We start from the raw sequence: 22,717 nt of genomic DNA on the forward strand, positions 1-22,717 counted from the left end.
CGGTGACGTCGCTCGACAAGCCGACCGAAGAGACGACAGAGGCCGACGACGCCCGGGCGGTGACGGAGGCCGCGCTGTTCGAGGCGTTCGGCGGCGTGCGGGGCATGATCGAGACGGTGCTGCCGGGCCTGCTCTTCGTCACCATCTTCACCCTCAACAACGACCTGCACATGTCGGCGATCGCGGCCCTGGCCGTGTCGGTGGTGCTGGTCGTCGTCCGGCTCGTGATGAAGGACACCGTCAAGCACGCGTTCAGCGGGGTCTTCGGTGTCGCCTTCGGCGTGGTCTTCGCGATGATGACCGACAACGCCAAGAACTTCTATCTGCCGGGCATGCTCTACACCCTGGGTCTGGCGCTGGCGTACATCGTCACCTCACTGGCCGGCGTGCCGCTGATCGGTCTGATCCTCGGCCCGGTCTTCAAGGAGAACCTCTCCTGGCGCACCCGCAACCCCGGCCGCAAGAAGGCCTACACCAAGGCCAGCTACGCGTGGGGCCTGATCCTGCTCGCCAAGAGCGCGATCCTCTTCCCGCTGTACTGGTGGGCGGACACCGAGCAGCTCGGCTGGGTCCTGGTCACCCTGAAGATCCCGCCCTTCCTGCTCGCCGTCTGGCTGACCTGGGTCTTCCTGGCCAAGGCGCCGGCCCCCATCGACGTGTTCGCGGAGATGGAGGCGGCGGAAGAGGCCGAGAAGGCGGAGAAGGCGGAGCGGGAACGGCGCGACCGCGAGCAGGAGGAGGCCGGCGGCGCCCTGCCGGGGCCGTCCGAGGCCGACGGGGAGGCCGCGGACCTGCGTGGTGGCAGGCACCGCAAGGCCTGACGGACGGGACGAGACAAGACGGCGGTGGGGCGCCCGGGAAATTCCGGGCGCCCCACCGCCGTAGGCCGTCCTGTGCCCCGTCAGACCGCGCCGTCGGGCCGCCGGCGTGCCGACAGCAGGTCCTCCAGCTGCTCCTCACGGGCCTGCGCGGCGACGAAGAGCAGCTCGTCGCCCGCCTCCAGGGAGTCCTCCCGGGACGGCGTCAGCACCCGGGTGCCGCGGATGATCGTCACCAGCGAGGTGTCCTCGGGCCACTGGACGTCGCCGACCTGGGTACCGGCCAGGGCCGACTCCTCCGGCAGCGTCAGCTCGACCAGGTTCGCGTCGCCGTGGCTGAAGCGCAGCAGCCGGACCAGGTCGCCGACGCTCACCGCCTCCTCCACCAGGGCCGACATCAGCCGCGGGGTGGAGACGGCCACGTCCACGCCCCAGGACTCGTTGAAGAGCCACTCGTTCTTCGGGTTGTTCACCCGGGCGACGACGCGCGGAACGCCGTACTCCGTCTTGGCCAGCAGCGAGACGACGAGGTTGACCTTGTCGTCGCCCGTCGCGGCGATGACGACGTTGCAGCGCTGGAGCGCCGCCTCGTCCAGGGACGTGATCTCGCAGGCGTCGGCGAGCAGCCACTCCGCCATCGGGACGCGCTCGACCGAGATGGCGGTCGGCGCCTTGTCGATGAGCAGGACCTCGTGGCCGTTCTCCAGCAGCTCGCCCGCGATCGAACGGCCGACCGCGCCGGCTCCGGCAATGGCGACCCTCATCAGTGACCGCCCTCCTCTTCGGGACCCTGGGCGAACGCCGCCTCGACCTTGTGGACCTCGTCGGTGCGCATCATGACGTGCACGAGGTCACCCTCCTGAAGGACGGTCTGCGAGGACGGCAGGATCGCCTCCCCGAGCCGGGTGACGAAGGCCACCCGCACGCCCGTCTCCTCCTGGAGCCGGCTGATCTTGTGGCCCACCCAGGACGAGGACGTGTGCACCTCGGCCAGCTGGACACCTCCGGTGGGGTCGCGCCACAGCGGCTCGGCGCCCGAGGGGAGCAGCCGGCGCAGCATCTGGTCGGCCGTCCAGCGGACGGTGGCCACGGTGGGGATGCCCAGGCGCTGGTAGACCTCGGCGCGGCGCGGGTCGTAGATGCGGGCGGCGACGTTCTCCACGCCGAACATCTCGCGGGCCACCCGGGCGGCGATGATGTTGGAGTTGTCGCCGCTGGAGACCGCGGCGAAGGCACCGGCCTCCTCGATGCCCGCCTCGCGCAGGGTGTCCTGGTCGAAGCCGATGCCGGTGACGCGGCGGCCGCCGAAGGAGGAACCGAGGCGACGGAAGGAGGTGGGGTCCCGGTCGATCACGGCGACCGTGTGCCCCTGCTGCTCCAGGGTCTGGGCGAGCGCGGAGCCCACGCGCCCGCAGCCCATGATGACAATGTGCATCGCCTCACACCGCGCTTCCTGCGGGCCCGCCGGCCTTGGTGAATGTCTCGCTCATGTCTCTCTTTCGGCTCGCCTGGCGACACGTCGCGGCCAGTGTGCGGGCCGCAGGGGAACATCATGCCGGTGCGCACCGACGCCGACGCCGCTAGGGCCCGTCTGACAGACCCCGGGGGCCCGGGAAGCCGGGTCCCCGCCCGGAGCCGACGCACCGGCGTCCGGAGCCGACGCACCGGCGTCCGGAGCCGACGCACCGGCGTCCGGATCCAACGTATCGGCAAGCCCCCCGAGCCCGCAGGAGCCGTCTCATCCCCCGGCCGACGACCCCCGGCGGCAGATGCTGCGGATGCTGGCGACCGTCAGGATTCCGAGGCCTACGAGCGAGGCGGCGCCGCCGATCAGCTCTGCGCTCAGGTGCATGGGACCTCCAGGGGCGGCAACGGACGGAAAACGGGCAGGGCTTGTCGGGTAAGCAGTCATATAGCCATGCGAATGCCGTCACCTGCGGAATCCGCAGCCGGAGCACTCCCCGAATTCACCCGTAGAGCAGACTGCGGACCGATCGGGGGTGGCGGTTGGGTGGTCGCCCGTTCGAACGCTTACGATCCTCTGCTGTGTCCAAACTGACCGACGTGCCCAAGCGGATCCTCATCGGGCGCGCACTGCGCAGCGACCGGCTGGGTGAGACGCTCCTGCCGAAGCGCATCGCCCTGCCGGTGTTCGCGTCCGACCCGCTGTCCTCCGTGGCGTACGCGCCCGGTGAGGTGCTGCTCGTCCTGTCCATCGCGGGCGTGTCGGCCTACCACTTCAGCCCGTGGATCGCGGTCGCGGTCGTGGTCCTGATGTTCACCGTGGTCGCCTCCTACCGGCAGAACGTGCACGCCTACCCGAGCGGCGGCGGCGACTACGAGGTGGCCACCACCAACCTCGGCCCCAAGGCCGGTCTGACCGTCGCCAGCGCGCTGCTGGTCGACTACGTCCTGACCGTCGCGGTCTCCATCTCCTCCGGCATCGAGAACCTGGGCTCGGCGATCCCCTTCGTCGTCGAGCACAAGGTCCTGTGCGCGGTCGCCGTGATCCTGCTGCTCACGCTGATGAACCTGCGCGGGGTCAGGGAGTCGGGCACCCTGTTCGCGATTCCGACGTACGTCTTCGTCGCGGGCGTCTTCATCATGATCGTGTGGGGGGCGTTCCGCGGACTGGTCCTGGACGACACCATGCGCGCCCCGACCGCGGACTACGAGATCAAGCCGGAGCACGGCGGCCTGGCCGGCTTCGCCCTGATCTTCCTCCTCCTGCGCGCCTTCTCCTCCGGCTGCGCCGCGCTCACCGGCGTCGAGGCGATCTCCAACGGCGTCCCGGCCTTCCGCAAGCCCAAGTCCAAGAACGCGGGCAACACCCTCGCGATGATGGGCCTGCTCGCCGTCACCATGTTCTGCGGCATCATCGCGCTGGCCTCCGCCACCGACGTGCGGATGTCGGAGAACCCGGCCACCGAGCTCTTCCACAACGGCGTCGCGGTCGGCGCCGACTACGTCCAGCACCCGGTGATCTCGCAGGTCGCCGAGGCGGTCTTCGGCGAGGGCAGCTTCCTGTTCATCGTGCTCGCCGCCGCCACCGCGCTGGTTCTCTTCCTCGCCGCCAACACCGCGTACAACGGCTTCCCGCTGCTCGGCTCGATCCTTGCCCAGGACCGCTACCTGCCGCGCCAGCTGCACACCCGCGGCGACCGCCTGGCCTTCTCCAACGGCATCGTGCTCCTCGCCGGGGCCGCCGTGCTCCTGGTCGTCGTCTACGGCGCCGACTCGACCCGGCTGATCCAGCTCTACATCGTCGGCGTCTTCGTGTCCTTCACGCTCAGCCAGATCGGCATGGTCCGCCACTGGAACCGCAACCTGGCCACCGAGCGGGACCAGTCCAAGCGCCGCCACATGATGCGCTCCCGCGCGATCAACGCCTTCGGCGCCTTCTTCACCGGCCTCGTCCTGGTCGTGGTCCTGGCGACCAAGTTCACGCACGGCGCCTGGGTCGCGCTGCTCGGCATGTGCATCTTCTTCGCGACCATGACGGCGATCCGCAAGCACTACGACCGCGTCGCCGAGGAGATCGCGGCCCCCGAGGACCCCGAGGAGGCGCAGACCGACGACATGGTGCGCCCCTCCCGCGTCCACTCGGTGGTCCTGATCTCCAAGATCCACCGCCCCACGCTCCGGGCCCTCGCCTACGCCAAGCTGATGCGCTCCGACAGCCTGGAGGCGCTCAGCGTCAACGTCGACCCGGTCGAGACGAAGGCGCTGCGCGAGGAGTGGGAGCGGCGCGGCATCGCCGTACCGCTGAAGGTCCTGGACTCGCCGTACCGCGAGATCACGCGGCCGGTCATCGAGTACGTCAAGAGCCTGCGCAAGGAGTCCCCGCGCGACGCGGTCTCGGTGATCATCCCGGAGTACGTGGTCGGCCACTGGTACGAGCATCTGCTGCACAACCAGAGCGCCCTGCGCCTCAAGGGCCGGCTGCTGTTCACACCGGGCGTCATGGTCACGTCCGTCCCCTACCAGCTGGAGTCCTCCGAGGCCGCCAGGCGCCGGGCCCGCAAGCGGCAGGACTGGAGCGCGCCGGGTGCGGTGCGCCGCGGACCGGCCCACCACCCCCACCAGGACCGTCCAAAGGACTCCTCCTCGTCCACGTAGACTGGACGGCTGTTGTCCTTTGTCGCCCCCGTTCTCTGGAGTCACCCCGCCATGCAGGCAGAACCGAAGAAGTCGCAGGCGGAGCAGCGAGCGGTCTCGGAGTCGGCCCCGCGGGCGGTCTCGGAGCCGGTCTCGCTGGTGGGCGAGGAGTACGAGGTCGAGGTCGGCCCCGTCGCCCACGGCGGCCACTGCATCGCCCGCACGTCCGAGGGCCAGGTGCTGTTCGTCCGGCACACGCTGCCCGGCGAGCGGGTCGTGGCCCGGGTGACGGAGGGCGAGGAGGGCGCCCGCTTCCTGCGCGCGGACGCGGTCGAGATCCTGGACCCCTCCAAGGACCGCATCGAGGCCCCCTGCCCCTTCGCCGGCCCCGGCCGCTGCGGCGGGTGCGACTGGCAGCACGCCAAGCCGGGCGCCCAGCGCCGCCTGAAGGGCGAGGTGGTCGCCGAGCAGCTGCAGCGCCTGGCGGGCCTCACCCCGGAGGAGGCCGGCTGGGACGGCACGGTGATGCCGGCCGAGGGTGACAAGCTGCCCGCCGGCCAGGTCCCGTCGTGGCGCACGCGGGTGCAGTACGCGGTGGACGCGGACGGCCGCGCCGGTCTGCGCCGCCACCGCTCCCACGAGATCGAGCCGATCGACCACTGCATGATCGCGGCGGAGGGCGTCAGCGAGCTGGGTATCGAGGCGCGTGACTGGCCCGGCATGGCGTCCGTCGAGGCGATCGCGGCGACGGGCTCCCAGGACCGCCAGGTCATCCTGACCCCGCGCCCCGGCGCCCGCCTGCCCATCGTCGAGCTGGACCGCCCGGTCTCGGTCATGCGCGTCGGGGAGAAGGACGGCGGCGTCCACCGCGTCCACGGCCGCCCCTTCGTCCGCGAGCGCGCCGACGGCCGCACCTACCGGGTGGGCTCCGGCGGCTTCTGGCAGGTCCACCCGAAGGCCGCCGACACCCTGGTGACCGCGGTCATGCAGGGCCTGCTGCCCCGCAAGGGCGACATGGCCCTGGATCTCTACTGCGGCGTCGGCCTCTTCGCCGGCGCCCTGGCCGACCGCGTCGGCGACCAGGGAGCGGTCCTCGGCATCGAGTCCGGCAAGCGCGCCGTCGAGGACGCCCGCCACAACCTCGCCGCCTTCGACCGCGTCCGCATCGAGCAGGGCAAGGTCGAGTCCGTCCTGCCCCGCACCGGCATCGACGAGGTCGACCTCATCGTCCTCGACCCGCCCCGCGCGGGCGCCGGCCGCAAGACGGTCCAGCACCTGTCCTCCCTGGGCCCCCGCCGCATCGCCTACGTGGCCTGCGACCCGGCCGCGCTGGCCCGGGACCTGGGGTACTTCCGGGACGGGGGGTACCGGGTGCGGATGCTGCGGGTGTTCGATCTGTTTCCGATGACGCACCATGTGGAGTGCGTCGCGATCCTTGAGCCTGCCGATAAGGGCCGTTGACCTGCGGCTTTACTCGGTGTGCGGGATGTGTGCTATGCGCGTTACGGGCGAAATCTTGACGCTCAAATGACGCTCTCCGAGGTGCCTTGACGCTCATTTGACGCTCGTTCTGATGGCGCGTCAGGTGCATTTCGGGATGCTGTGACCTGGGCTGAAGCGTGGGCTGAGGAACGTGCGTGGGCGGCCACGGTCCTGCCCGATGGGTAGCGCGCCTCGGATCGTCGGGTGGGTTCGCTTGTCGGCGCGTACGGTGTGTGCCGCGTCTGACCGTGTACCTGCGCCGTTCGCGGAAGGCGGCGATGCCGCCGTGCCGAGCGATTCACCGTCGCCTTAAGCCGCCCGCCGTCGTCCCCTCGTCTGCACGCTCATTCGCAGGCGTCGCCTCAAGACGGCGCGCTCTTGATCCTTTACGAACTCCACAGGGCGCAGCTCGCTGGCCTTCCGGGCGGCATTCGCTGTACCGCGACATAGCACGCACGCTTCCAGCCCTTTAGGGAAGCCGCAGGTCCCGCAGCTGTCGCCGGGAGGTGATGCTCAGCTTGCGGAAGATGCTGCGGAGGTGGGCCTCAATGGTGCGCGGGCTCAAGAACAGCTGTGCGCCGACCTCCCGGGAGGTCGCCCCGGTAGCTACCAGCCGGGCGATCGTCAGCTCCTGTGCGGTGAGCGCGTCCGAGGGCTGGGCGGTCCGGCTGCGTGGGTGCTCGCCGGTGGCGCGCAGCTCGCGGGCGGCGCGTGCGGCGAACGCTTCCGCACCCATGTCCGACAGCATCTGGTGGGCGGTGCGGAGCTGCTGGCGGGCGCCTTGACGGCGGCCCTGGCGGCGTAGCCACTCGCCATAGACGAGATGAGCTCGGGCCAGCTGGGTGGCCACTCGGCAGTTTCGTAGCTGCTCGATCGCCTCGCGGTAGTACTCCTCGGCGGCCGGGCCGGTGCTGACCAATGCCCGTGAGCGCGCTGCCAGCCCGAGCCCCCACGGGGTGCCGCTGGCCAGCGCCCGTGAGCTGAGCTGGTCCAGCGCAGCGGTCGCATGCTCCGGCCGGCCGCTACGGCATGCCGCTTCAATGAGCTCGGAGTGTGCCAGGTTGCTGTGGGTCAGCTCGTCGGACTCGAAAGCCCGCGTCGCAGCGACCAGAGCCGCCGGGTAGTCGCCCAGACCGTTGTGCAGCACCGCCATGGCGTACTGCGCCAGGAAGTCCTCAGTTCGGCGCCCACGTCCAGCCGCTTCCCGGACCATGGTCGCGTGGATCTCGGTGGTCTCGTCCGAGCGGCCGCGCCAGGCAGCCAGGATGAGCTGGCCGTGGAGCACGGGCACAGTTCTGGTCGCGGCCGCGATCGCGGTCTGTTCGGCGGCCCGGGAGAAGTCACCAGAGAGCACCAGCATGACGGACTGGACGAGCAGTGCTGCCGGGAGCGTGGCCAGCGCGCCGGCTTCCCTGACCAGCCGGACATGACGAGCGGCCAGCGCGTGCACCATCTGGTCGTCGAAGAGCGACATCGCGGTCCGGCCGGCCAGCCACAGCCAGCGGCGGTCGTCGCTGTCGTTCACGGCATGATCGTCCCGCTCGTGACGATTGAAGGCGTCCAACGCCCGCCGCAGGCCGGGCACTCCTGCCGCGTAGCCCTGCGTGAACGTCGTCACCAGCCCGTCGAGCAACAGATCCACGGGCCTCGGCGTCTCCGGTGGTGCGGGCGCGGCCCGGGCTGCGTCGGCCACCGTACGCACGCCGCCGGGTCCGCGGTCGCCGGTAACGATCGCCGCATCGAGCGCGTCCAGGTAGGTCTCCCGGGACAGCGCCGGGTCCAGCGGGGCGAGGGTCTTGGCGGCGTCCAGCAGCATCCGTGGCCCCTCGCCGCCCCTTGCCCCGTGGAACGCGATCCGAGCATGCAGCAGCTGTAGGCGGGCCTGCGCCACGGCGTCCAACGGCCCGGCCGCGGCGACTGTCAGCAGCTCCAGGGCTTCGGACGCACCTGCCTCGTGCTTGGCGTGCGCAGCTTCCAGGGCCCGTTCCGCCCGGACGGCCGGCCTGGGGGTCAGCTCGGCCGCACGCTTCAGGAACGCCGCCGCGGCGGCCAGCCCGCCGCGGGCGCGGGCCCGTCCGGCCGAACGCTCCAGCTCCGCGGCGGCGTCCTCATCAGTGCCCACCACCGCCTGCGCGCGGTGCCAGGCACGCCGGTCCGGATCGACCTGCTGGTCGGTGACGGCGGCCAGCGCGCCGTGCGCCCGGCGCCGGTCGGTCGGTGTGGCCGCCCGGTAGACCGCCGAGCGCACCAGCGGGTGCCGGAACCGCACACGGAAGTCGAACTCCAGCAGCCCGGCGGCCTCCGCGGGCGCAGCCGCCTCGCGGGCGATCCCCAGCTCCGCGGCCGCGCGCCACAGCAACGCCGCGTCCCCGGTCGGCTCGGCCGCGGCAACCACCAGCAGCATCCGCGCGTCGGCAGGCAGGCTGTTCGCGCGGCGCCGAAAGCCGTCCTCGATCCGGCGCGGAACGCTCACCACATCCGGCAGCTCGAACCCGCCCGCGAACTGCACCGCCGGAGCACCCCGGGGTAGCTCCAACAACGCCAGCGGATTGCCGCGCGCCTCGGCTACGATCCGGTCGCGCACCACATCGTCCAGTGGTGCGCGGACCGCGGTGGCCAGCAGCGTCTGGGCATCGGAGGCCCCCAGCCCCGCCAGGCGCAGTTCCGGCAACCCGCTGAACGCCTCGACGTCGGTCACACCGGGATCGCGCAGCGCAAACACCATCACCACCCGCTCGGCCCCCACTCGCCGGGCCACGAAAGCCAGAACCTGCGCAGACGCCTGATCGAGCCACTGCGCATCATCGACCACACACAGCAACGGCCCGTTCTCGGCCAACAGGCTCAGCACCGCCAACCCCACCAGGAACCGGTCCGGCGCAGCACCCTCGCGCAGCCCGAACGCCACCCCGAGCGCGGCCTGCTGCGGCTCGGGCAGCTCGACCGCCCGCGCCAGGAACGGGGCGCACAACTGGTGCAGGCCCGCGAACGCGAACTCTGCCTCGGCCTCCACCCCGGCCGCGTCGTGAACCCCGAATCCCGCCGCCACGGCGGTCTCCCGCATGTGCTGCAGGAGGGCGGACTTGCCGATGCCGGCTTCCCCGCGCACCACCAACACTCCGCTGTCGCCGCCCTGCGCCTGAGCCAGCAGCTGCTCGAGCGCCGCCTGCTCGGCGCGCCGTCCCACGAGCATCGCCTGGTCCTCCCCTGGCGCCGACACGGCGTCTATCCGGTAATTGTCACCGACGCGAAGCGCGCGGGCAGCACCGGGTCGTCAGGATGCCGGCCTCCCCCGCGCCAGGGTCGGTGACGGAGTAAGGGATTTTTACCGACGCGGACCAGGCGCCTTCCCCGCGACTCTGAGAGCCCTCAGCAGAGCGACCGGGAAGGGAGCGACCACCGTGACCAGCATCGAGGTGTTCTTCCCCGCCGACGAGGAGTCCTCCCGCTACGGCAGCAGCGCGAGCGGGTCGCCGTCCACGCCCTGGCCCACCGGGAGCTGCACGGCCGTGGGGCGGGCTGTCGGAGGCCGATCGCCGGCGCCGGCTCACGCGCCCCTGACCACGCCGAAGACATTTGGGCCGACGACACGTCGGTCGACGACACCTGAAGGGAACAGCCGTGGCCTGGAGACCCCGCCAACTCGCCGAACTCGCCGGCACCACTGTGGGTGCGGTGCGGCACTACCCCGACGTCGGCCTGCTGGAGGAGCCGCCGCGGCGCGCCAACGCCACAACACGGCGACGAACCTGCCCCTCGACCTCCTCGGCGGACCGACCGCCGTGACCGCGTTCGCCTCCGGCCTGGATGACGCGACCACCCGTTTCGACCGCAACGAGCCACAGCTCAACGTCTCCACTGGCCCAGACGACGAGCGCGACACCACCACACCGGCCGCCATCGTCGAGAGCATGCGGGCGGTGCCCCTCGCTGGCGGCCTGCAGCCGGCCGGCCGCGAGCGGCTCACCACCTCGCTCGTCGCGAACACCACCGGCGACGCCACCATCCGGGCCGGCGTGCCAGCCGGGTGGCCAATCGGGGACAGGACCGGGACCGAAGCACAGGGCGAGCGCAACGACGTCGGGAGCGTGCTGCCCCCGGACCGCGCGCCGCTGGTCTCGCCGTCTACGCCGACCCGGACGACCCGGAGTCCACGGCCGGCAACGCCACCATCGCCGAGGCGACAACGATCGCGGTACGGCGGCTCGTCGGTCAATAGCAGGCAGACCACCCTCGGAAAGGAAAGATCATGGGACACGTAACCATCGGGTACGAGAACAGCACGCCGGTCGAGCTCTACTACGAGGACCAAGGCGCGGGTCAGCCCGTCGTCCTCATCCACGGCTACCCGCTCAACGGCCACAGCTGGGAGCGCCAGACGCGCGAGCTGCTCTCCGCCGGCTACCGCGTCATCACCTACGACCGCCGCGGCTTCGGCCGCTCGTCGAAGGTCGGCACCGGCTACGACTACGACACCTTCGCCGCCGACCTGAATGCCCTGCTGGAGACCCTGGACCTGCGCGATGTCGTCCTCATCGGGTTCTCGATGGGCACCGGCGAACTCGCCCGCTACATCGCTCGATACGGCCACCAGCGGGTCGCGAAGCTCGCCTTCCTGGCCTCCCTGGAGCCCTTCCTCGTTGCTCGGGACGACAACCCGGACGGCGTGCCCCAGGACGTCTTCGATGGCATCGAGGCCGCGGCCAAGGGCGACCGCTACGCCTGGTACGAGCAGTTCTTCTCCAACTTCTACAACCTCGACGAGAACCTGGGCAACCGCATCGGCCAGGAGGCGGTCACAGCCAGCTGGAACGTCGCCATCTCCAGCGCCCCCGTGGCCGCCCATGCCGTCGTCTCCTCGTGGATCGAGGACTTCCGCGCCGACGTCGAGGCCGTCCGGGCCAGCGGCACGCCGACCCTGATCCTGCACGGCACCGCCGATCGGATCCTCCCCATCGAAGTCACGGCCCACCGCTTCCGCCGGGCCCTGCCCGACGCGCAGTACGTGGAGATCGACGGCGCCCCGCACGGGCTGCTGTGGACTCACGCCGACGAGGTCAACGCCGCCCTGCTCGCCTTCCTGGGAGACCCCCTCCCTACGGGCGTCCGCCCCGGTTCGGAGGAGTCGCCATGACCACGGCCACCGGCGCCTCGCCGCGCGGCGCCGACCTCGGCGTGCGCCCGCGGCGAGCGCCTCGTCCATACGCTGCCCGTGCCGTGGCAGCGGTTCGGCGTGCTCGATGGGCAAGCTCGTCGTCGGCGATCGACGAACGGGTCCCGACCCTAACCGCGGCGGCGGGGCCATCGGTCAAGGTACTCGGGCCCGTGGTCTGCGGGCCTAGAAGCACCTGCGGCAGGCCGCTGAGCATGCGCACACCATTCACGGTCAGGTCGGCACCACCGAACGGGACCCGGCTCGGTGGGGTGGCACTGCCGCAGCAGGGGCCCGAGGATGCGCTCATCAGGATCCGAGCGGGGCTCACCGGCATCCCGCTCGTGCACGGGGTCGGCGTCCTCGTCGGGGCGTCGGACGATCCCGCCGGCCTCGGACGGTATGGCACGGACTTCTGGGGCCGGAAGATGGTCACGGCTGAGGGGACGCGATGAGGGCAACCGGTGCTCCGGCCCCGCTCGTCGGACGACAGGCAGAGATCGCTGCCGTGACCGAGGTGCTCGACCGAGCCCGCCGTGGCACGGGTGGCGCCCTGGTGCTCTGGGGTGAGCCGGGCATCGGCAAGACCGCACTTCTCGACCACGTCACCGCGGCGTCTCCCGATTTCGCCCCGCTGGCGGTACAGCCCGCACGGTGCGAGTCCGGGACCCCCTTCGCCGGCCTGGACACGCTGCTCCGGCCGGTCGAGCACCTGATCGCGACTCTTCCGGTGTCCCAGGCGGCAGCGTTGCGAGGCGTGCTCGCGGGCGAGGTCACCGGAGCGGGCCGGTCGCTCACCGCCGTGGCGGTCCTGTCCCTGTTGTCGACGCTGGCAGTCGACCGCCCGCTACTGATCGTCGTGGACGACGCACACCGGCTCGACGCGGAGACCGAGTTCGTGCTCGGATTCGTCGCCCGGCGGGTGGGGACCGATCCGGTGGTGGTCCTGGTCGCCGGCCACGACGCGCCTGCCGGCGGATCGTGGGAGGGGGTCGATCCGCTCGCGGTGAGTCCTCTCGCTGACGACCACGCCGCCCAACTGGTCGCCGCCGCTCACCCCGGCCTCGACGGCCCCGAGGTCACCCGCGCGGTGAAAGCAGGTGGGGGCAACCCGCTGGCACTGCACGAGCTGCCTGTACCAATCGACGATCTTGCCGTCGGCACGGTGCCCGTGGGGCCCCGGCTGCGTACGGCCTTCGCCGAGCGCCTGCAGACCATGCCGACCCCGGCACGCGAGTTCGTCGTGCTCATGGCCGCGGCTCGTGCCGACGGTGATCAGCTCACGCTCGCACGGTCAGCACGTTCCCGCGCCGCCGAGGAGCCGGTCTGGGAGGAGACGATCCGGTCGGGTCTGCTCGCCGGGACGCCCGACCGGCCTGCGCTACGGCACCCGGTGGTCCGGGCCGCTGTCTACGCGAGCGCCTCCCCGTCTGAGCGCAGGAACGCCCACCGGACCCTGGCCGCCGCGCTTCCCCCGGGCAGTCGCGGGCATGTCTGGCACCGGGCCGCGACCGTTCACGACGTCGACGAGGAGATCGCCGGGCTGCTCGAGCAGACGGTGCCCTCGGGCGCCGGCGCGGTACCGATCCTGCGGCGGGCCGCCGAGCTGTCCGCCGACCCGGCCGCTGCGACCCGCAGGCTCGCCGGCGCGGCCGTGGCTGCCTGGCACGGCGGCGACGCCACGATGGCGCGTCGGTTGCTGGCCGATGCCCGGAGCCTGACCGACGAGGTTCTGGCCACCCGCGCCAGCCGCGGCCTGCGCGGGGTACTCGAACTCGCCGAGGGGTCTCTGGAACGAGCCCACCGATCGATCAGTCGCGACATCGCCGCGTTCGATGATCCGCGCATGAGAGTGGAGCTCGGCGCCGCTGCCCTGCACGCGGGATGGTCCGCGGCCCGCGACGACCTCGTCGGCGAGACCCTCACTCGTCTCGCGGGGCTGACGACCCCTGGGCTGCCCGAGGTCCTCCCGATCGTCCGGACGTGGTGGGGGCCAGCGACGGACCCGGCACGGGCAGCGTCGTCGGCAGAACTCGGTGACGTCATGGCGCACATCTCCCGGGTGGAGTCGCAGTTGCTCCCGGCGTCGCCGCTCGGACTGGTGTGGGGCCTCGACGAGCCACTCGCCGATGCTGTGCACGCCCTTGTCCGCAGGCACCGCCGTCACGCCGATGGCACCTCGCTTGCTGCGGCGCTGGCTCGGATCGCGCGACTCGACATCGCCGCGGGCCGGTGGGGCGCTGCGGAGGACGCCGCGGCCGAGGGGCTCGCGTCGGCCGAGCGGATCGGTGCCGAGCACATCGCTGCGGAGTGCCGGAACTGCCTCGGGTGGCTCGCCGCCGCCCGCGGTGACGGCCGCAGCGTCGACCATCTGACCGTTCGGACCCTGCAGCTGGCCGTGCCGCGCCGCGACCGTGCGGTCAGCGCCTCGGCCCACTGGAATCGTGGAATGGCCGCCCTGGCGGCCGGTCGCGCCGATGCTGCACTCGACCTGCTCGCCCGCTTGGACGAGCACGGGCACGAGGCAGCACATCCGATCGTCGCTCTGCTGGCAAGCCTGGACACGATCGAGGCCGCCGTGCACGCGCGGCGGCCGGAGATCGGCCGGCGCCGCGCCGAGGCGCTCGACGCCTGGGTACGGCGCACCGGCGCGCACTGGGCGAGATTCACAGCGCACCTGGCACGCGCACTGCTGGACGAACCGGCCGCCGAACGGTCCTACCGGGCGGCGCTGGACGTGCCCGGTGCGTCCCGGCGCCCGTTCGACCACGCACGGGCCCGGCTGCTCTACGGCGAGTGGTTGCGGCGACAGCGGCGGCGCCGAGACGCCCGCCAGCAGCTCGACGCCGCTGCCGAGACGTTCCACGCACTGGGAGCGCGCCCGATGCTTGAGCGGGCCCGGCGTGAGCAGCGTCTGATCATGGCGCCCGCACGCCGTGACACTGCCGTCGGCACGGGCATGGCAACGCTGACGGCACAGGAACGCCGGGTGGCCCAGCTTGCCGCCGGCGAACTGACCAACCGGGAGATCGGGGCCCATCTGCGGATCAGCGACCGCACCGTCGGGCATCACCTATCCAACGTGTTCGCCAAGCTGGGGCTCTGCTCACGGCGCGACTTGGCGGCCACCGGCATCTCCGGACGGAGCTGATGACGCCTCACCGCCTACCTTGAGCGCTTCGGCGGCGATCTGCTGTAGCCGGGCGTCGCTGGCCCCCTGCTCCTGGGCGTCGAAGAGGCGGGCGGCGTAGACGGGCGGCAGGGCGACGGTCAGGTGCCGGATGCGGTCCTGGTCCGTCGACCCGATCGGGGCCGTGTAGCCCATGCGGGCGCGGGTGTCGATGATGATGCCGCCCGTGCTGGCCGCCTTCTCCTTGGCCTTCGCGCGGATCTGCGGCTGCCACCGCTTCTTCACCTCGCGCTCCAGGCGCGCGGCGAGTTCGGGCCGGGGCTTCTTGATCTGGTCCTTCACGTACCGCTCGACGGTGCGCTGGGAGACCCGCAGTATCAGGGCGACCGCCTTTGTGCCCTAGAGCTGCTTGACCAGGTACCGCATCTGCGCACCCGCGCTCTTGGGTGCCGGGCGCGTGAACGCCTTCTGCACCGCCGCCTCCAGGCCGTCCCCGAACAGGCTCATCGTGGCCTACTCCTACTCTCCGTTGTCGACGTCGGTGACGGTGCCGTCCTTGATGTGCCGGGCGAGGTTGAGCTCCGGGGCGTTGAACCGCTCCCGGACTTCCTCGCCCCACATCAGGTCCTGGGTGCCCTCGTGCTTGACCAGGCCGGGGTTGATGCCGAGCTTGAAGCCGCCGGGCAGCGGCTTGCCTTCCCGGTAGGGCAGGAAGTCCAGCGGCGAGGGCCCGCCTGCCACGTAGACGACGCAGTCGGACAGGATCGCGATGGGGTACTGCCCGGTGAAGGCGGCGGGCTTGACGATCTTGCGGTGCAGGTTGATCCGGGTGCGGGAGATGACCGCCGCCCGGAAGCCCGGCCGCCACGTCGGGCGGGACAGCGCGCGCCACGGCTCGCCCGGTCTCCAGCCCTCGCCGCGGGGCCGCTCGCGGAGCTTGCCCAGACCTCCCTTCACCGGTCGCCTTGACCGCCGTGCCAACGATCGCCAGTTCCGGGTCATGGCCCTTGTAGCCGTCCATCGCCGCAAGGAAGTCCACCGGGGCGAGGTCGGCGTCGACGCCGAGGTCGGCCATCGTGGCGAGGTAGGCGTCACGGAGCCGGTTGTACCAGCCGTCCAGGTACCGGCCGTGCTCGTACCGGACCCACGCCTCAATCGGCCGCACCTCGTAGCCGAGCTCCGCCGCGTAAGCGACGGTGGGCGTCGCGTACCAGGCCGGGCCAGTCAGGCGCTCGCCCTTCGGCGTGAACGGAGAGGGCAGCAGCGAGCCGTCCAGCTCCCCCCACTCCTTGCCGACCTTCACGCGGGACAGATCGACGTGGGACAGGTCGACCAGCCAGGAGCCGGGCAGCTTCGCGTCGAACGCGGGGGCCTTGACGCACGCCGACGACAAGACGCTGGCCGCCCTGGCCGCCGCAGGCACGGTGACCGCCGCCGATGTGCCCGCCGTCCTGCGGCACCGAAGGGCCTGGGCCGGGCTGGTCTCAGCCCTGGCACGGCACCCTGGGCAGGTCGAGGCCGCTATCGCTCTCCTGCCCCGCCTCTCCAGCTACGAGGTGGAGCAGGTCGTCCGGTCCTGGGATCCCGACCGTTACACCCGCACCGAAGCGGACGCACCTGCCCCGCCCGTGCCGCCAGAACTGTTCGACGCTGTCCCGGAAGCCTGCCTGACTCCGCTCGCCGCGTACCTTCTCCACCCGGAGCCCGAAGAGGGCTGGGAGGCCGTGTCCGATTTCTCAAAGGACTGGTCCCTGGACCTGGCCGGCCACAGCGGCTGGGCGATGCTGGCCCGGTGTCCCGAGCGGTGGTCGGAGCTCGCCACTCACCCCACACTCGGTGCGGCCGTCCAGCACCTGCTGCTAGACCATGCCGAGACCCAGGCCCTCAAGGACTCCCGCCTCCGCGCCACCGACCGTCCTCGCCGCCACCCCGCACACCCCGCACGCAGCTGTCGTGGGCGTCTTGGGCGGGCTGCACCCTGCCGAACTGGCCCGGACCGCCGAGAAGGCCGACGGCCTCGACTGGTTCAGAAGGCCGACCGCCCCGACTGGTTCCTGGCCGCGGCGGCCGCCATCCCGGTTCCGGAAGACGAGGACGACGGTGTGGTGCGGCTGGTGGACGACGACGAACTCGGCAAGCACCCCGACCCCGCGGCCGTCCTGCAGTCCTGGCTCGACTCCCCCGCCACCGGGGAGATCCTCTCCCGCTCCGAGGTCTACCGCGCCGTCGCGAAGTCCCGCTACCGCACCCTGGAGCACCTACGCCAGATCCCGCCGACGAGGTCCTCGCCAACCACGAACCCGACGTCGCCCTGACGATCCTGCTGGACCGCTGCGGGCGCAGCACCGACCGGTGGGGCACTCGCCGCTGCCATGACCTTCGACTACGACGACGAGAAGATCACCTTCGGGGAACTCCTCGACTCCTTGGACCCGACGCCCGCAGAGGCGCAGACATCCTGACCGTCGGGAGAACTGTAGGTTCTCGCGATTCGTGTCATACGACGCTGCTGTGACCTCGGGCTCGGCGGGTGTCTCAAGCCATGTCTGAGGCGGTCAGTCTCATGGTCGTGTCGGAATCCTCTCCATCGCCGGACGCAGCCACGGCTCATCACCGTCTGTAGTGCAACGAAGCGCCGCGAGCTCACAAAACTGTTCCTGAACCCCACAAGATCAACGTGCAGTTCAGCGCGAACAGGTGAGAGCTGCCACTGCCCGCAGGAATACGACGGCAACGGAATAGGTGCTCTGCGCCGGTACGGCGTCCGTCGCCGTCGCCGTAGTGGACCGGGACCGGTCGGCAATGGCGTACCGCATTGACGATGGTGAGCAGGACCTCGGAATCCGGACAGTCCGGTTCACGGGGCTCATCTCTGAGGGTGAGTTCGGAGATCCGTTCCACGTACGGTTTGCCGGAGCGCTGAGGTTCACTCTGCGCACGGCTCCAGGCCCGCGTCGCGGGCCAGGAGCGCCGCTTGGACCCGGTTGTCGCAGTCGAGCTTGGTGAGGACGCGGCTGACGTAGGTCTTCACCGTCGCCTCGCTCATATGCAGGCGGGCGCCGGCGGCCGCGTTGGACAGTCCTTCGCCGAGCAGGGCCAGCACCTCGCGTTCGCGAGCGGTCAGCCCGGCCAGGCGGCGGCGCGCCTCCTCGCCACGCACGGTGGCGGGGGAGGCGAGGGTGTCCACTACGTGGCGGGTGGCGGCCGGGGACAGGTAAGCGTTGCCGGCCGCCGCCGCGCGGACTGCGTGGATCAGCTCCTGCGGGGCGGTGTCCTTCAGCAGGAAGCCCGCACTGCCGTGGCCGAGCGCCCGCAGGACGTTGTCGCGTTCCCCGAACGTCGTCAGGATCAGCACCCGTACCCCCGGCGCGGCACGGCCCAGTTCGGCCAGTGCGGTCAGCCCGTCCATCACGGGCATCTGGATGTCCAGCAGGGCCACGTCGACCGCGGTGCTCCGAGCGGTGTCCACCGCCTCCCGGCCGTCCCGTGCCTCGGCGACGACCTCGATGTCCCCGGCGGAGGTGAGGATCATTCTGATGCCTGCTCTGATGAGCGGCTCGTCGTCGGCGATGAGAACCCGGATCATGCGATCTCCTGCGCGGGATCGGTGTGACAGGCGGACAACAGGCCAGCTCATCATGCCCGATCCGGCCGGGAGCGCGGTCACAGACCTCGGGTCAGGGGTTCCACGTGTAGGACACTTTGGAGGCGAGCTTCCCGTCGCGGAAGCAGAACCGGTAGACGATGTCCTTCTCGTCGTCCACGAAGTGCTCGCAGGCCGCGTCATCGGGCAGCGCAGGCCCCTGCTTCTCCACGCCGTCGGTGAGCAACGAGCCGCCTTCCGGCAACTTCCCGCGCAGGTCCGCCTCGGCCTCGCCGACTCGAGCCGACTCGTACACGCTCGCCGGTATGGCCCCCTTCTCCAACTCGTCGATCCCTTTCGACACCCCCCACACCAGAAGGGCGCCGACGCCCACGACGAGGACCACGGCGGTGGCGGCGCATCCCAGGGCGGCGTTCTTCTTGCTGCTCATGATGGCGGTGAACTCCTTGTGCGGTACGGCGCGTTCGAGGACGCCACCACCATTTCCCGCCGAGGCCCCGCCGATCTGCCCTCGGAAGTCGTCGTCCGCAGCCACCGAAGTCGCGCCGCCCGGAGGGGACTGCCGCTCGCCACCGGCGTACGGCAGCACACCGGCGAGGCGGAAGCCCCCGCCGGGGGTGAGGCCGGTGTGCACCATGCCGCCGACCAGACGGGCCCGCTCCCGCAGGCCCGTCAGCCCCTGTTGGCCGCTGATCGCGGGGGGTGCGGCCGGAACCCCGGCCGGTACTGGGCCGTTCGCCACCTCGACTACGAGGCTGTCCGGTTCGTAGCGCAGCGCGACCGTGATCGGGGCGCCCGGCGCGTGCTTGTGTGCATTGGTCAGTCCCTCCTGAGCGATGCGGTACGCCGCCCGGTCGACAGCGGGGGTGAGGGGTCGCTCGGCGCCGGATCGGTGCAGTTCCACTGTCGCGCCCGCCGCCCGCGACGACGCGACCAGCTCGTCGACAGAAACCGCGGCACGGTCCGAGGAGGGCCCGGCTTCCTGCGGACCGGGCCCGGACATCTCCGCGTCGTTGCGCAGGATGCCCACGGCTTCGCGCAGCTCCCGCATCGCCGATCTGGATGCCTCCCGGAGGACGCCCACACCTTCCCGCTGGCGGCCATTGAGCTCCGGGTCCACCTCCAGCGCCCCCGTGTGCACGGCGATCAGGGCAAGTTGGTGGCCAAGGCTGTCGTGCATGTCCTGGGCGATGCGCTGCCGCTCCAGCAGCCGGGCCTGGCGCGCCACCATCGCCCGTTCGCGCACCAGTTGGGCGTTGTGCCGCCGCAGGGCGTCCAGCAGGGCGTGCCGCTGGGCACGGTACCGGGCGGCGAAACCGGGCACCACCGCGAGCACCAGGAACGGCCCCCCGGTAAGTGCGACGGTCACCAGCACCGACAGTCCGAGGTCTTCATCTGGTGCGCTGGCCACGCCGGCGACAAGGTGGAGCACGAAACCAGCCGTGAACGCGGCCAGTGCCCGCGCCGGGCGCTCGATGCGGCTGCCGGCGGACCATCCGGCGCAGACCAGCAGGACGAACGCACCGAGAAAGGTGCCCGCCAGGGCTGACGCGGCCAGCAGTACCGACGCCGGCAGGGCGCGACGCGCCAGGGACAGTACGGCGACGACCAGGGCCAGTGCCCCGCCCTGTACCAGGGAGCCGGTCTCCGCCGTGCGAAGGATGCCTGCGATCCCGGAGAGCACTGGGGTGAGCACGGCCTCGCCGACGATCCGCCGCCGGGGCCAGGCGGAGGCGGCGGCGAGACGGAAGCGGAACGACGGTCCGGTACGGGGAGTTTCTGCAGCATCCACGCGCAGACGATAGACGGCTGCCCTCTGACGCCCGCATCCTTCCTTCGGTGCGGTCGCGCGCGACGAAGGGGGGTCGGGGAGGCATCGGTTCCTGGGATTCCTGCCCTCTTTGGTCGTTACGGGTGACGACTTATGGAGACTGCCGCAGGGGCGGGCGGTCCGGTGACGATGGCTCCGCCGGACGCACTCAGCGGCGGCACAGGGAACGACGGCTTCGGGAGCGGAACAGTGGACAGTGCGGGACAGTGGACCGGCAGACGTTTCACCGTCCGGCAGGAGAACCGTCTCAAGGCCGGCCGTTACACCGTGAGCGAGCTGATGCCGGACGGCTCTGAGGGCGAGGTCGTGGCCTGCGCCGAGGTGAAGCGATTCTCGCCCAAGGAGAAGATCACCTTCCACACCGGCCTGTCCGGGACCCGCGTGCTGTTCACCATCGAGGAGCGCGGCCTTCGCGGCGCCGGTGATGGCTACGACGTGTGGGACGCGGAGGGCAACCTTGTCGGCGGTTTCGAGGAGAAGGACGTCGCCTCCCTGGTGCGTTCGACCTGGGTGCTGGACCAGCCCGGATTCCCGGCCGCCGTCGGCCGGGAGCGTAACCGGTTCGTGGCTGTGCTCCGCCGCGCCTGGGACTTCCTGCCGCTGGACCTGCCGTTCCTGTGGCCGTACCACTTCGACTTCGAGACGGGAGGCAAGCAGGTGCTGAAGGTGGACAGGAAGTGGGGTCTGCGGGACCGTTACGTGGTCGACATCCTCACCCCCGGACCGGACCCCCGCCTGGCCGTCGCCCAGGCCGTGGCCCTGGACACGTTCCAGGACCGTTGACCCGAAGAGACTGGCGCCGACGGCGGGCAGGTGGGCCATGTCGCCGGTGGGAAAGCTCCAGGCCCATGGCCGGATACCTCCGGACCGGCCTCGAACAGCCACGGGCCTCGGTATCCAGCAGGATGCGCATGCTCTCCAGTTCTGCGGGCGGCAGCGCATCCCACACTTCGTAGGACGACCAGTACGCGCCGGAGTAACGCCACTGCCCTTGCGCCGGTGCCGAACTCGCCGACGACACCCTGGACATCGTCGGCAACCCGAGCCCGGCCGAGCAGCGCGTCAGCCCGGACGTCGAACGGGTCCTGGGCCGCGCGCCGCGCCCCTTCGCCGACTGGGCCGCCCGCAACGTCACCGCGTTCCGCTGAGACCGGCCGCACCGGGGCGCCGTACCGGGGCCAGGCGCTAGAACACGTCGCGCAGGGTCTCCAGGAGGCGGGCGATGTTCGCCTCGTCGCGGCGGTAGTAGGTCCACTTGCCGCGTCGGGTGGCGACCACCAGCCCTGCCTGCCGCAGCATGGTGAGGTACTGGGAGGTGGTGGACTGTCCCAGGCCCATGCGCCGCTGGATGTCGGTCACGCAGACGCCGATCTCGACGTCCTCGGCCTTCTGGCCGGGGAAGCTCATGGGGTCCTTGAGCCACACCAGCATCTGGCGGCGGGCGGGGTTGGACAGGGCCCGGAATACGGACAGCAACTGCTCTTCCGAGAACACGACGTGATCGTAACCCATTTTCATATTGACGATTCGCGATACGACGATTTATCTTCGCCGTATGTCCTCTTCGATGCGCGTGATGGAACTCGTCCGTTTCGGTGGTGCGGACACCGCGTTCGCGGTACGGGAACGGCCCATGCCCAGCCCTGGGCCCGGCCAGCTGCTGGTGAAGGTCATGGCCACCTCCGTGAATCCCCTGGACCTGCAGACCCGCCGCGGCGACTACCGCGACCAGGTGGCGCTGCCGGCGGTGATCGGCAACGACGTGTCCGGCGTGGTGGTCGAGACCGGCACGGGGGCGGGCCACTACCGTCCGGGCGACGAGGTCTGGTACTTGGCGCCGGTGTTCACCGGTCAGGGAACCTATGCCGAGTTCCACGTGGTCGACCAGGCCCTGGTCGCCCGCAAGCCCTCCCGCTTGTCGCATGTCGAGGCCGCCGGTCTCGCTCTCGTGGGGGTGACGGCGTGGGAGGCGCTGGTCGAACGGGCCGGAGTGCGGACCGGGGAGCGGGTCCTGGTGCACGGCGGCGCGGGCGGGGTCGGTTCGGTCGCCATCCAGGTCGCACGTGCGCTGGGGGCCGAGGTGGTCACTACCGCGCGGGCGAGGGATCACGACTTCGTCACCCGGCTGGGAGCGGACGTTACGATCGACTTCTCGGCCGGTGACTATGTGCCGCAGGTGCAGGCCCTGGGCGGGGTGGACGTCGTGTTGGACACGGTGGGCCGGGACACCCTCACCCGCAGTCCGCTGGCTCTGGCCGACCGAGGCCGCGTGGTGTCGATCGTGGACATTCCCGAGCCGCAGAACCTCCTCGCTGCTTGGGGCGTGAACGCGACCTACCATTTTCTCTTCGTCAGTCCCGGCCGGGCAAAACTCGAGGCCCTCGGCCGCCTGGTCGACCAGGGCGAACTCCGGCCGGTGATCGGCGCCGTGCTGCCGCTGGCCGACGTCGCCCACGCCCACAGCCTCTTGGAAGGCGGCTCCGCCGACGAAGGACGCCAACGCCCGCGCGGCAAGATCGCTCTCGCCGTGCATCCCGTGGACGAGACCCCGCACGCGGCGGCGGCCCGGACCTGAGGAATGGGGCGCCTCGCGCACCCGTTG

16 protein-coding genes and 3 pseudogenes are annotated in these 22,717 nt (G+C 71.2%); 11 read left to right on the plus strand and 8 right to left on the minus strand.

What is annotated here, in order from left to right; genetic code table 11:
- Nucleotides 1-2 precede the first annotated feature (2 nt).
- A complete protein-coding gene (locus tag ACH4D3_RS00675) occupies nt 3-821 on the plus strand; it encodes a DUF3159 domain-containing protein (protein WP_398314897.1) in 819 nt (272 codons plus the stop codon).
- Nucleotides 822-901: 80 nt separating this feature from the next.
- On the opposite strand, the gene ACH4D3_RS00680 is transcribed toward ACH4D3_RS00675, so the two are convergent.
- Nucleotides 902-1,582: a TrkA family potassium uptake protein gene (locus ACH4D3_RS00680; RefSeq protein WP_087806775.1), complete on the minus strand. Its 681-nt coding sequence runs from the start codon at nt 1,580-1,582 to the stop codon at nt 902-904.
- Nucleotides 1,582-2,253, minus strand: a complete 672-nt coding sequence (locus ACH4D3_RS00685) for a potassium channel family protein (RefSeq protein ID WP_398314899.1) — start codon at nt 2,251-2,253, stop codon at nt 1,582-1,584. The genes ACH4D3_RS00680 and ACH4D3_RS00685 overlap by 1 nt, the downstream gene beginning before the upstream one ends.
- A gap of 611 nt (nt 2,254-2,864) precedes the next feature.
- Here ACH4D3_RS00685 and ACH4D3_RS00690 point away from each other — a divergent pair.
- A complete protein-coding gene (locus tag ACH4D3_RS00690) occupies nt 2,865-4,937 on the plus strand; it encodes an APC family permease (protein ID WP_398314901.1) in 2,073 nt (690 codons plus the stop codon).
- 51 nt (nt 4,938-4,988) lie between these two features.
- A complete protein-coding gene (locus ACH4D3_RS00695) occupies nt 4,989-6,377 on the plus strand; it encodes a class I SAM-dependent RNA methyltransferase (RefSeq protein WP_398314903.1) in 1,389 nt (462 codons plus the stop codon).
- A 490-nt stretch (nt 6,378-6,867) separates the two neighbouring features.
- Here the strand turns inward: ACH4D3_RS00695 and ACH4D3_RS00700 are convergent, their stop codons facing one another.
- Nucleotides 6,868-9,591, minus strand: a complete 2,724-nt coding sequence (locus tag ACH4D3_RS00700) for an ATP-binding protein (protein ID WP_398314905.1) — start codon at nt 9,589-9,591, stop codon at nt 6,868-6,870.
- A 428-nt stretch (nt 9,592-10,019) separates the two neighbouring features.
- Here ACH4D3_RS00700 and ACH4D3_RS00705 point away from each other — a divergent pair, with 428 nt between their 5' ends.
- The 4 genes from ACH4D3_RS00705 to ACH4D3_RS00720 all read left to right on the plus strand — a co-directional run bounded on the left by ACH4D3_RS00705 (nt 10,020) and on the right by ACH4D3_RS00720 (nt 14,701).
- Nucleotides 10,020-10,184, plus strand: coding sequence for a hypothetical protein (locus tag ACH4D3_RS00705; RefSeq protein ID WP_395577436.1), 165 nt, complete (start codon nt 10,020-10,022; stop codon nt 10,182-10,184).
- Nucleotides 10,181-10,660 (plus strand): serine hydrolase, encoded by a 480-nt coding sequence (locus tag ACH4D3_RS00710; RefSeq protein ID WP_398314907.1) that lies wholly within the window; start codon nt 10,181-10,183, stop codon nt 10,658-10,660. Before ACH4D3_RS00705 ends, ACH4D3_RS00710 begins: the two co-directional genes overlap by 4 nt.
- Entirely contained in the window at nt 10,648-11,532 is an 885-nt protein-coding gene (locus ACH4D3_RS00715; RefSeq protein WP_398314909.1) for an alpha/beta fold hydrolase, read from the plus strand. Before ACH4D3_RS00710 ends, ACH4D3_RS00715 begins: the two co-directional genes overlap by 13 nt.
- A 469-nt stretch (nt 11,533-12,001) precedes the next feature.
- Entirely contained in the window at nt 12,002-14,701 is a 2,700-nt protein-coding gene (locus ACH4D3_RS00720) for an AAA family ATPase (protein ID WP_398314911.1), read from the plus strand.
- Between the two features lie 18 nt (nt 14,702-14,719).
- Here the strand turns inward: ACH4D3_RS00720 and tpg are convergent.
- Both tpg and ACH4D3_RS00730 read right to left on the minus strand, forming a co-directional pair.
- A pseudogene (gene tpg, locus ACH4D3_RS00725) lies at nt 14,720-15,187 on the minus strand (telomere-protecting terminal protein Tpg); the annotation flags it as partial.
- A gap of 12 nt (nt 15,188-15,199) precedes the next feature.
- A pseudogene (locus tag ACH4D3_RS00730) lies at nt 15,200-16,058 on the minus strand (transcriptional regulator); the annotation flags it as partial.
- Between ACH4D3_RS00730 and ACH4D3_RS00735 the strand changes: the two are divergent.
- Entirely contained in the window at nt 16,054-16,995 is a 942-nt protein-coding gene (locus ACH4D3_RS00735; protein WP_398314913.1) for a hypothetical protein, read from the plus strand. The pseudogene ACH4D3_RS00730 and the gene ACH4D3_RS00735 overlap by 5 nt on opposite strands.
- A gap of 611 nt (nt 16,996-17,606) precedes the next feature.
- Here ACH4D3_RS00735 and ACH4D3_RS00740 read toward each other — a convergent pair.
- Together ACH4D3_RS00740 and ACH4D3_RS00745 are read right to left on the minus strand one after the other, a co-directional pair.
- A complete protein-coding gene (locus ACH4D3_RS00740; protein WP_388527928.1) occupies nt 17,607-18,266 on the minus strand; it encodes a response regulator in 660 nt (219 codons plus the stop codon).
- A gap of 91 nt (nt 18,267-18,357) precedes the next feature.
- Nucleotides 18,358-20,076 carry a histidine kinase gene (locus ACH4D3_RS00745; protein ID WP_388527926.1) on the minus strand — a complete coding sequence of 573 codons (1,719 nt, stop codon included), beginning with the start codon at nt 20,074-20,076 and terminating at the stop codon, nt 18,358-18,360.
- Between the two features lie 228 nt (nt 20,077-20,304).
- Here ACH4D3_RS00745 and ACH4D3_RS00750 point away from each other — a divergent pair, with 228 nt between their 5' ends.
- Entirely contained in the window at nt 20,305-20,898 is a 594-nt protein-coding gene (locus ACH4D3_RS00750) for a hypothetical protein (protein ID WP_398314915.1), read from the plus strand.
- A gap of 218 nt (nt 20,899-21,116) precedes the next feature.
- Nucleotides 21,117-21,263 (plus strand): annotated as a pseudogene (locus ACH4D3_RS00755) (NmrA family transcriptional regulator); the annotation flags it as partial.
- Between the two features lie 37 nt (nt 21,264-21,300).
- On the opposite strand, the gene ACH4D3_RS00760 reads toward ACH4D3_RS00755, so the two are convergent.
- A complete protein-coding gene (locus tag ACH4D3_RS00760) occupies nt 21,301-21,609 on the minus strand; it encodes a helix-turn-helix transcriptional regulator (protein WP_003977860.1) in 309 nt (102 codons plus the stop codon).
- A gap of 61 nt (nt 21,610-21,670) precedes the next feature.
- On the opposite strand from ACH4D3_RS00760, the gene ACH4D3_RS00765 reads away from it, so the two are divergent.
- Entirely contained in the window at nt 21,671-22,690 is a 1,020-nt protein-coding gene (locus ACH4D3_RS00765) for a zinc-binding dehydrogenase (protein ID WP_388527917.1), read from the plus strand.
- Nucleotides 22,691-22,717 lie beyond the last annotated feature (27 nt).

Source organism: Streptomyces sp. NPDC018026 (assembly GCF_044327745.1).
In the GTDB taxonomy this organism is placed as follows: domain Bacteria; phylum Actinomycetota; class Actinomycetes; order Streptomycetales; family Streptomycetaceae; genus Streptomyces; species Streptomyces rubrogriseus.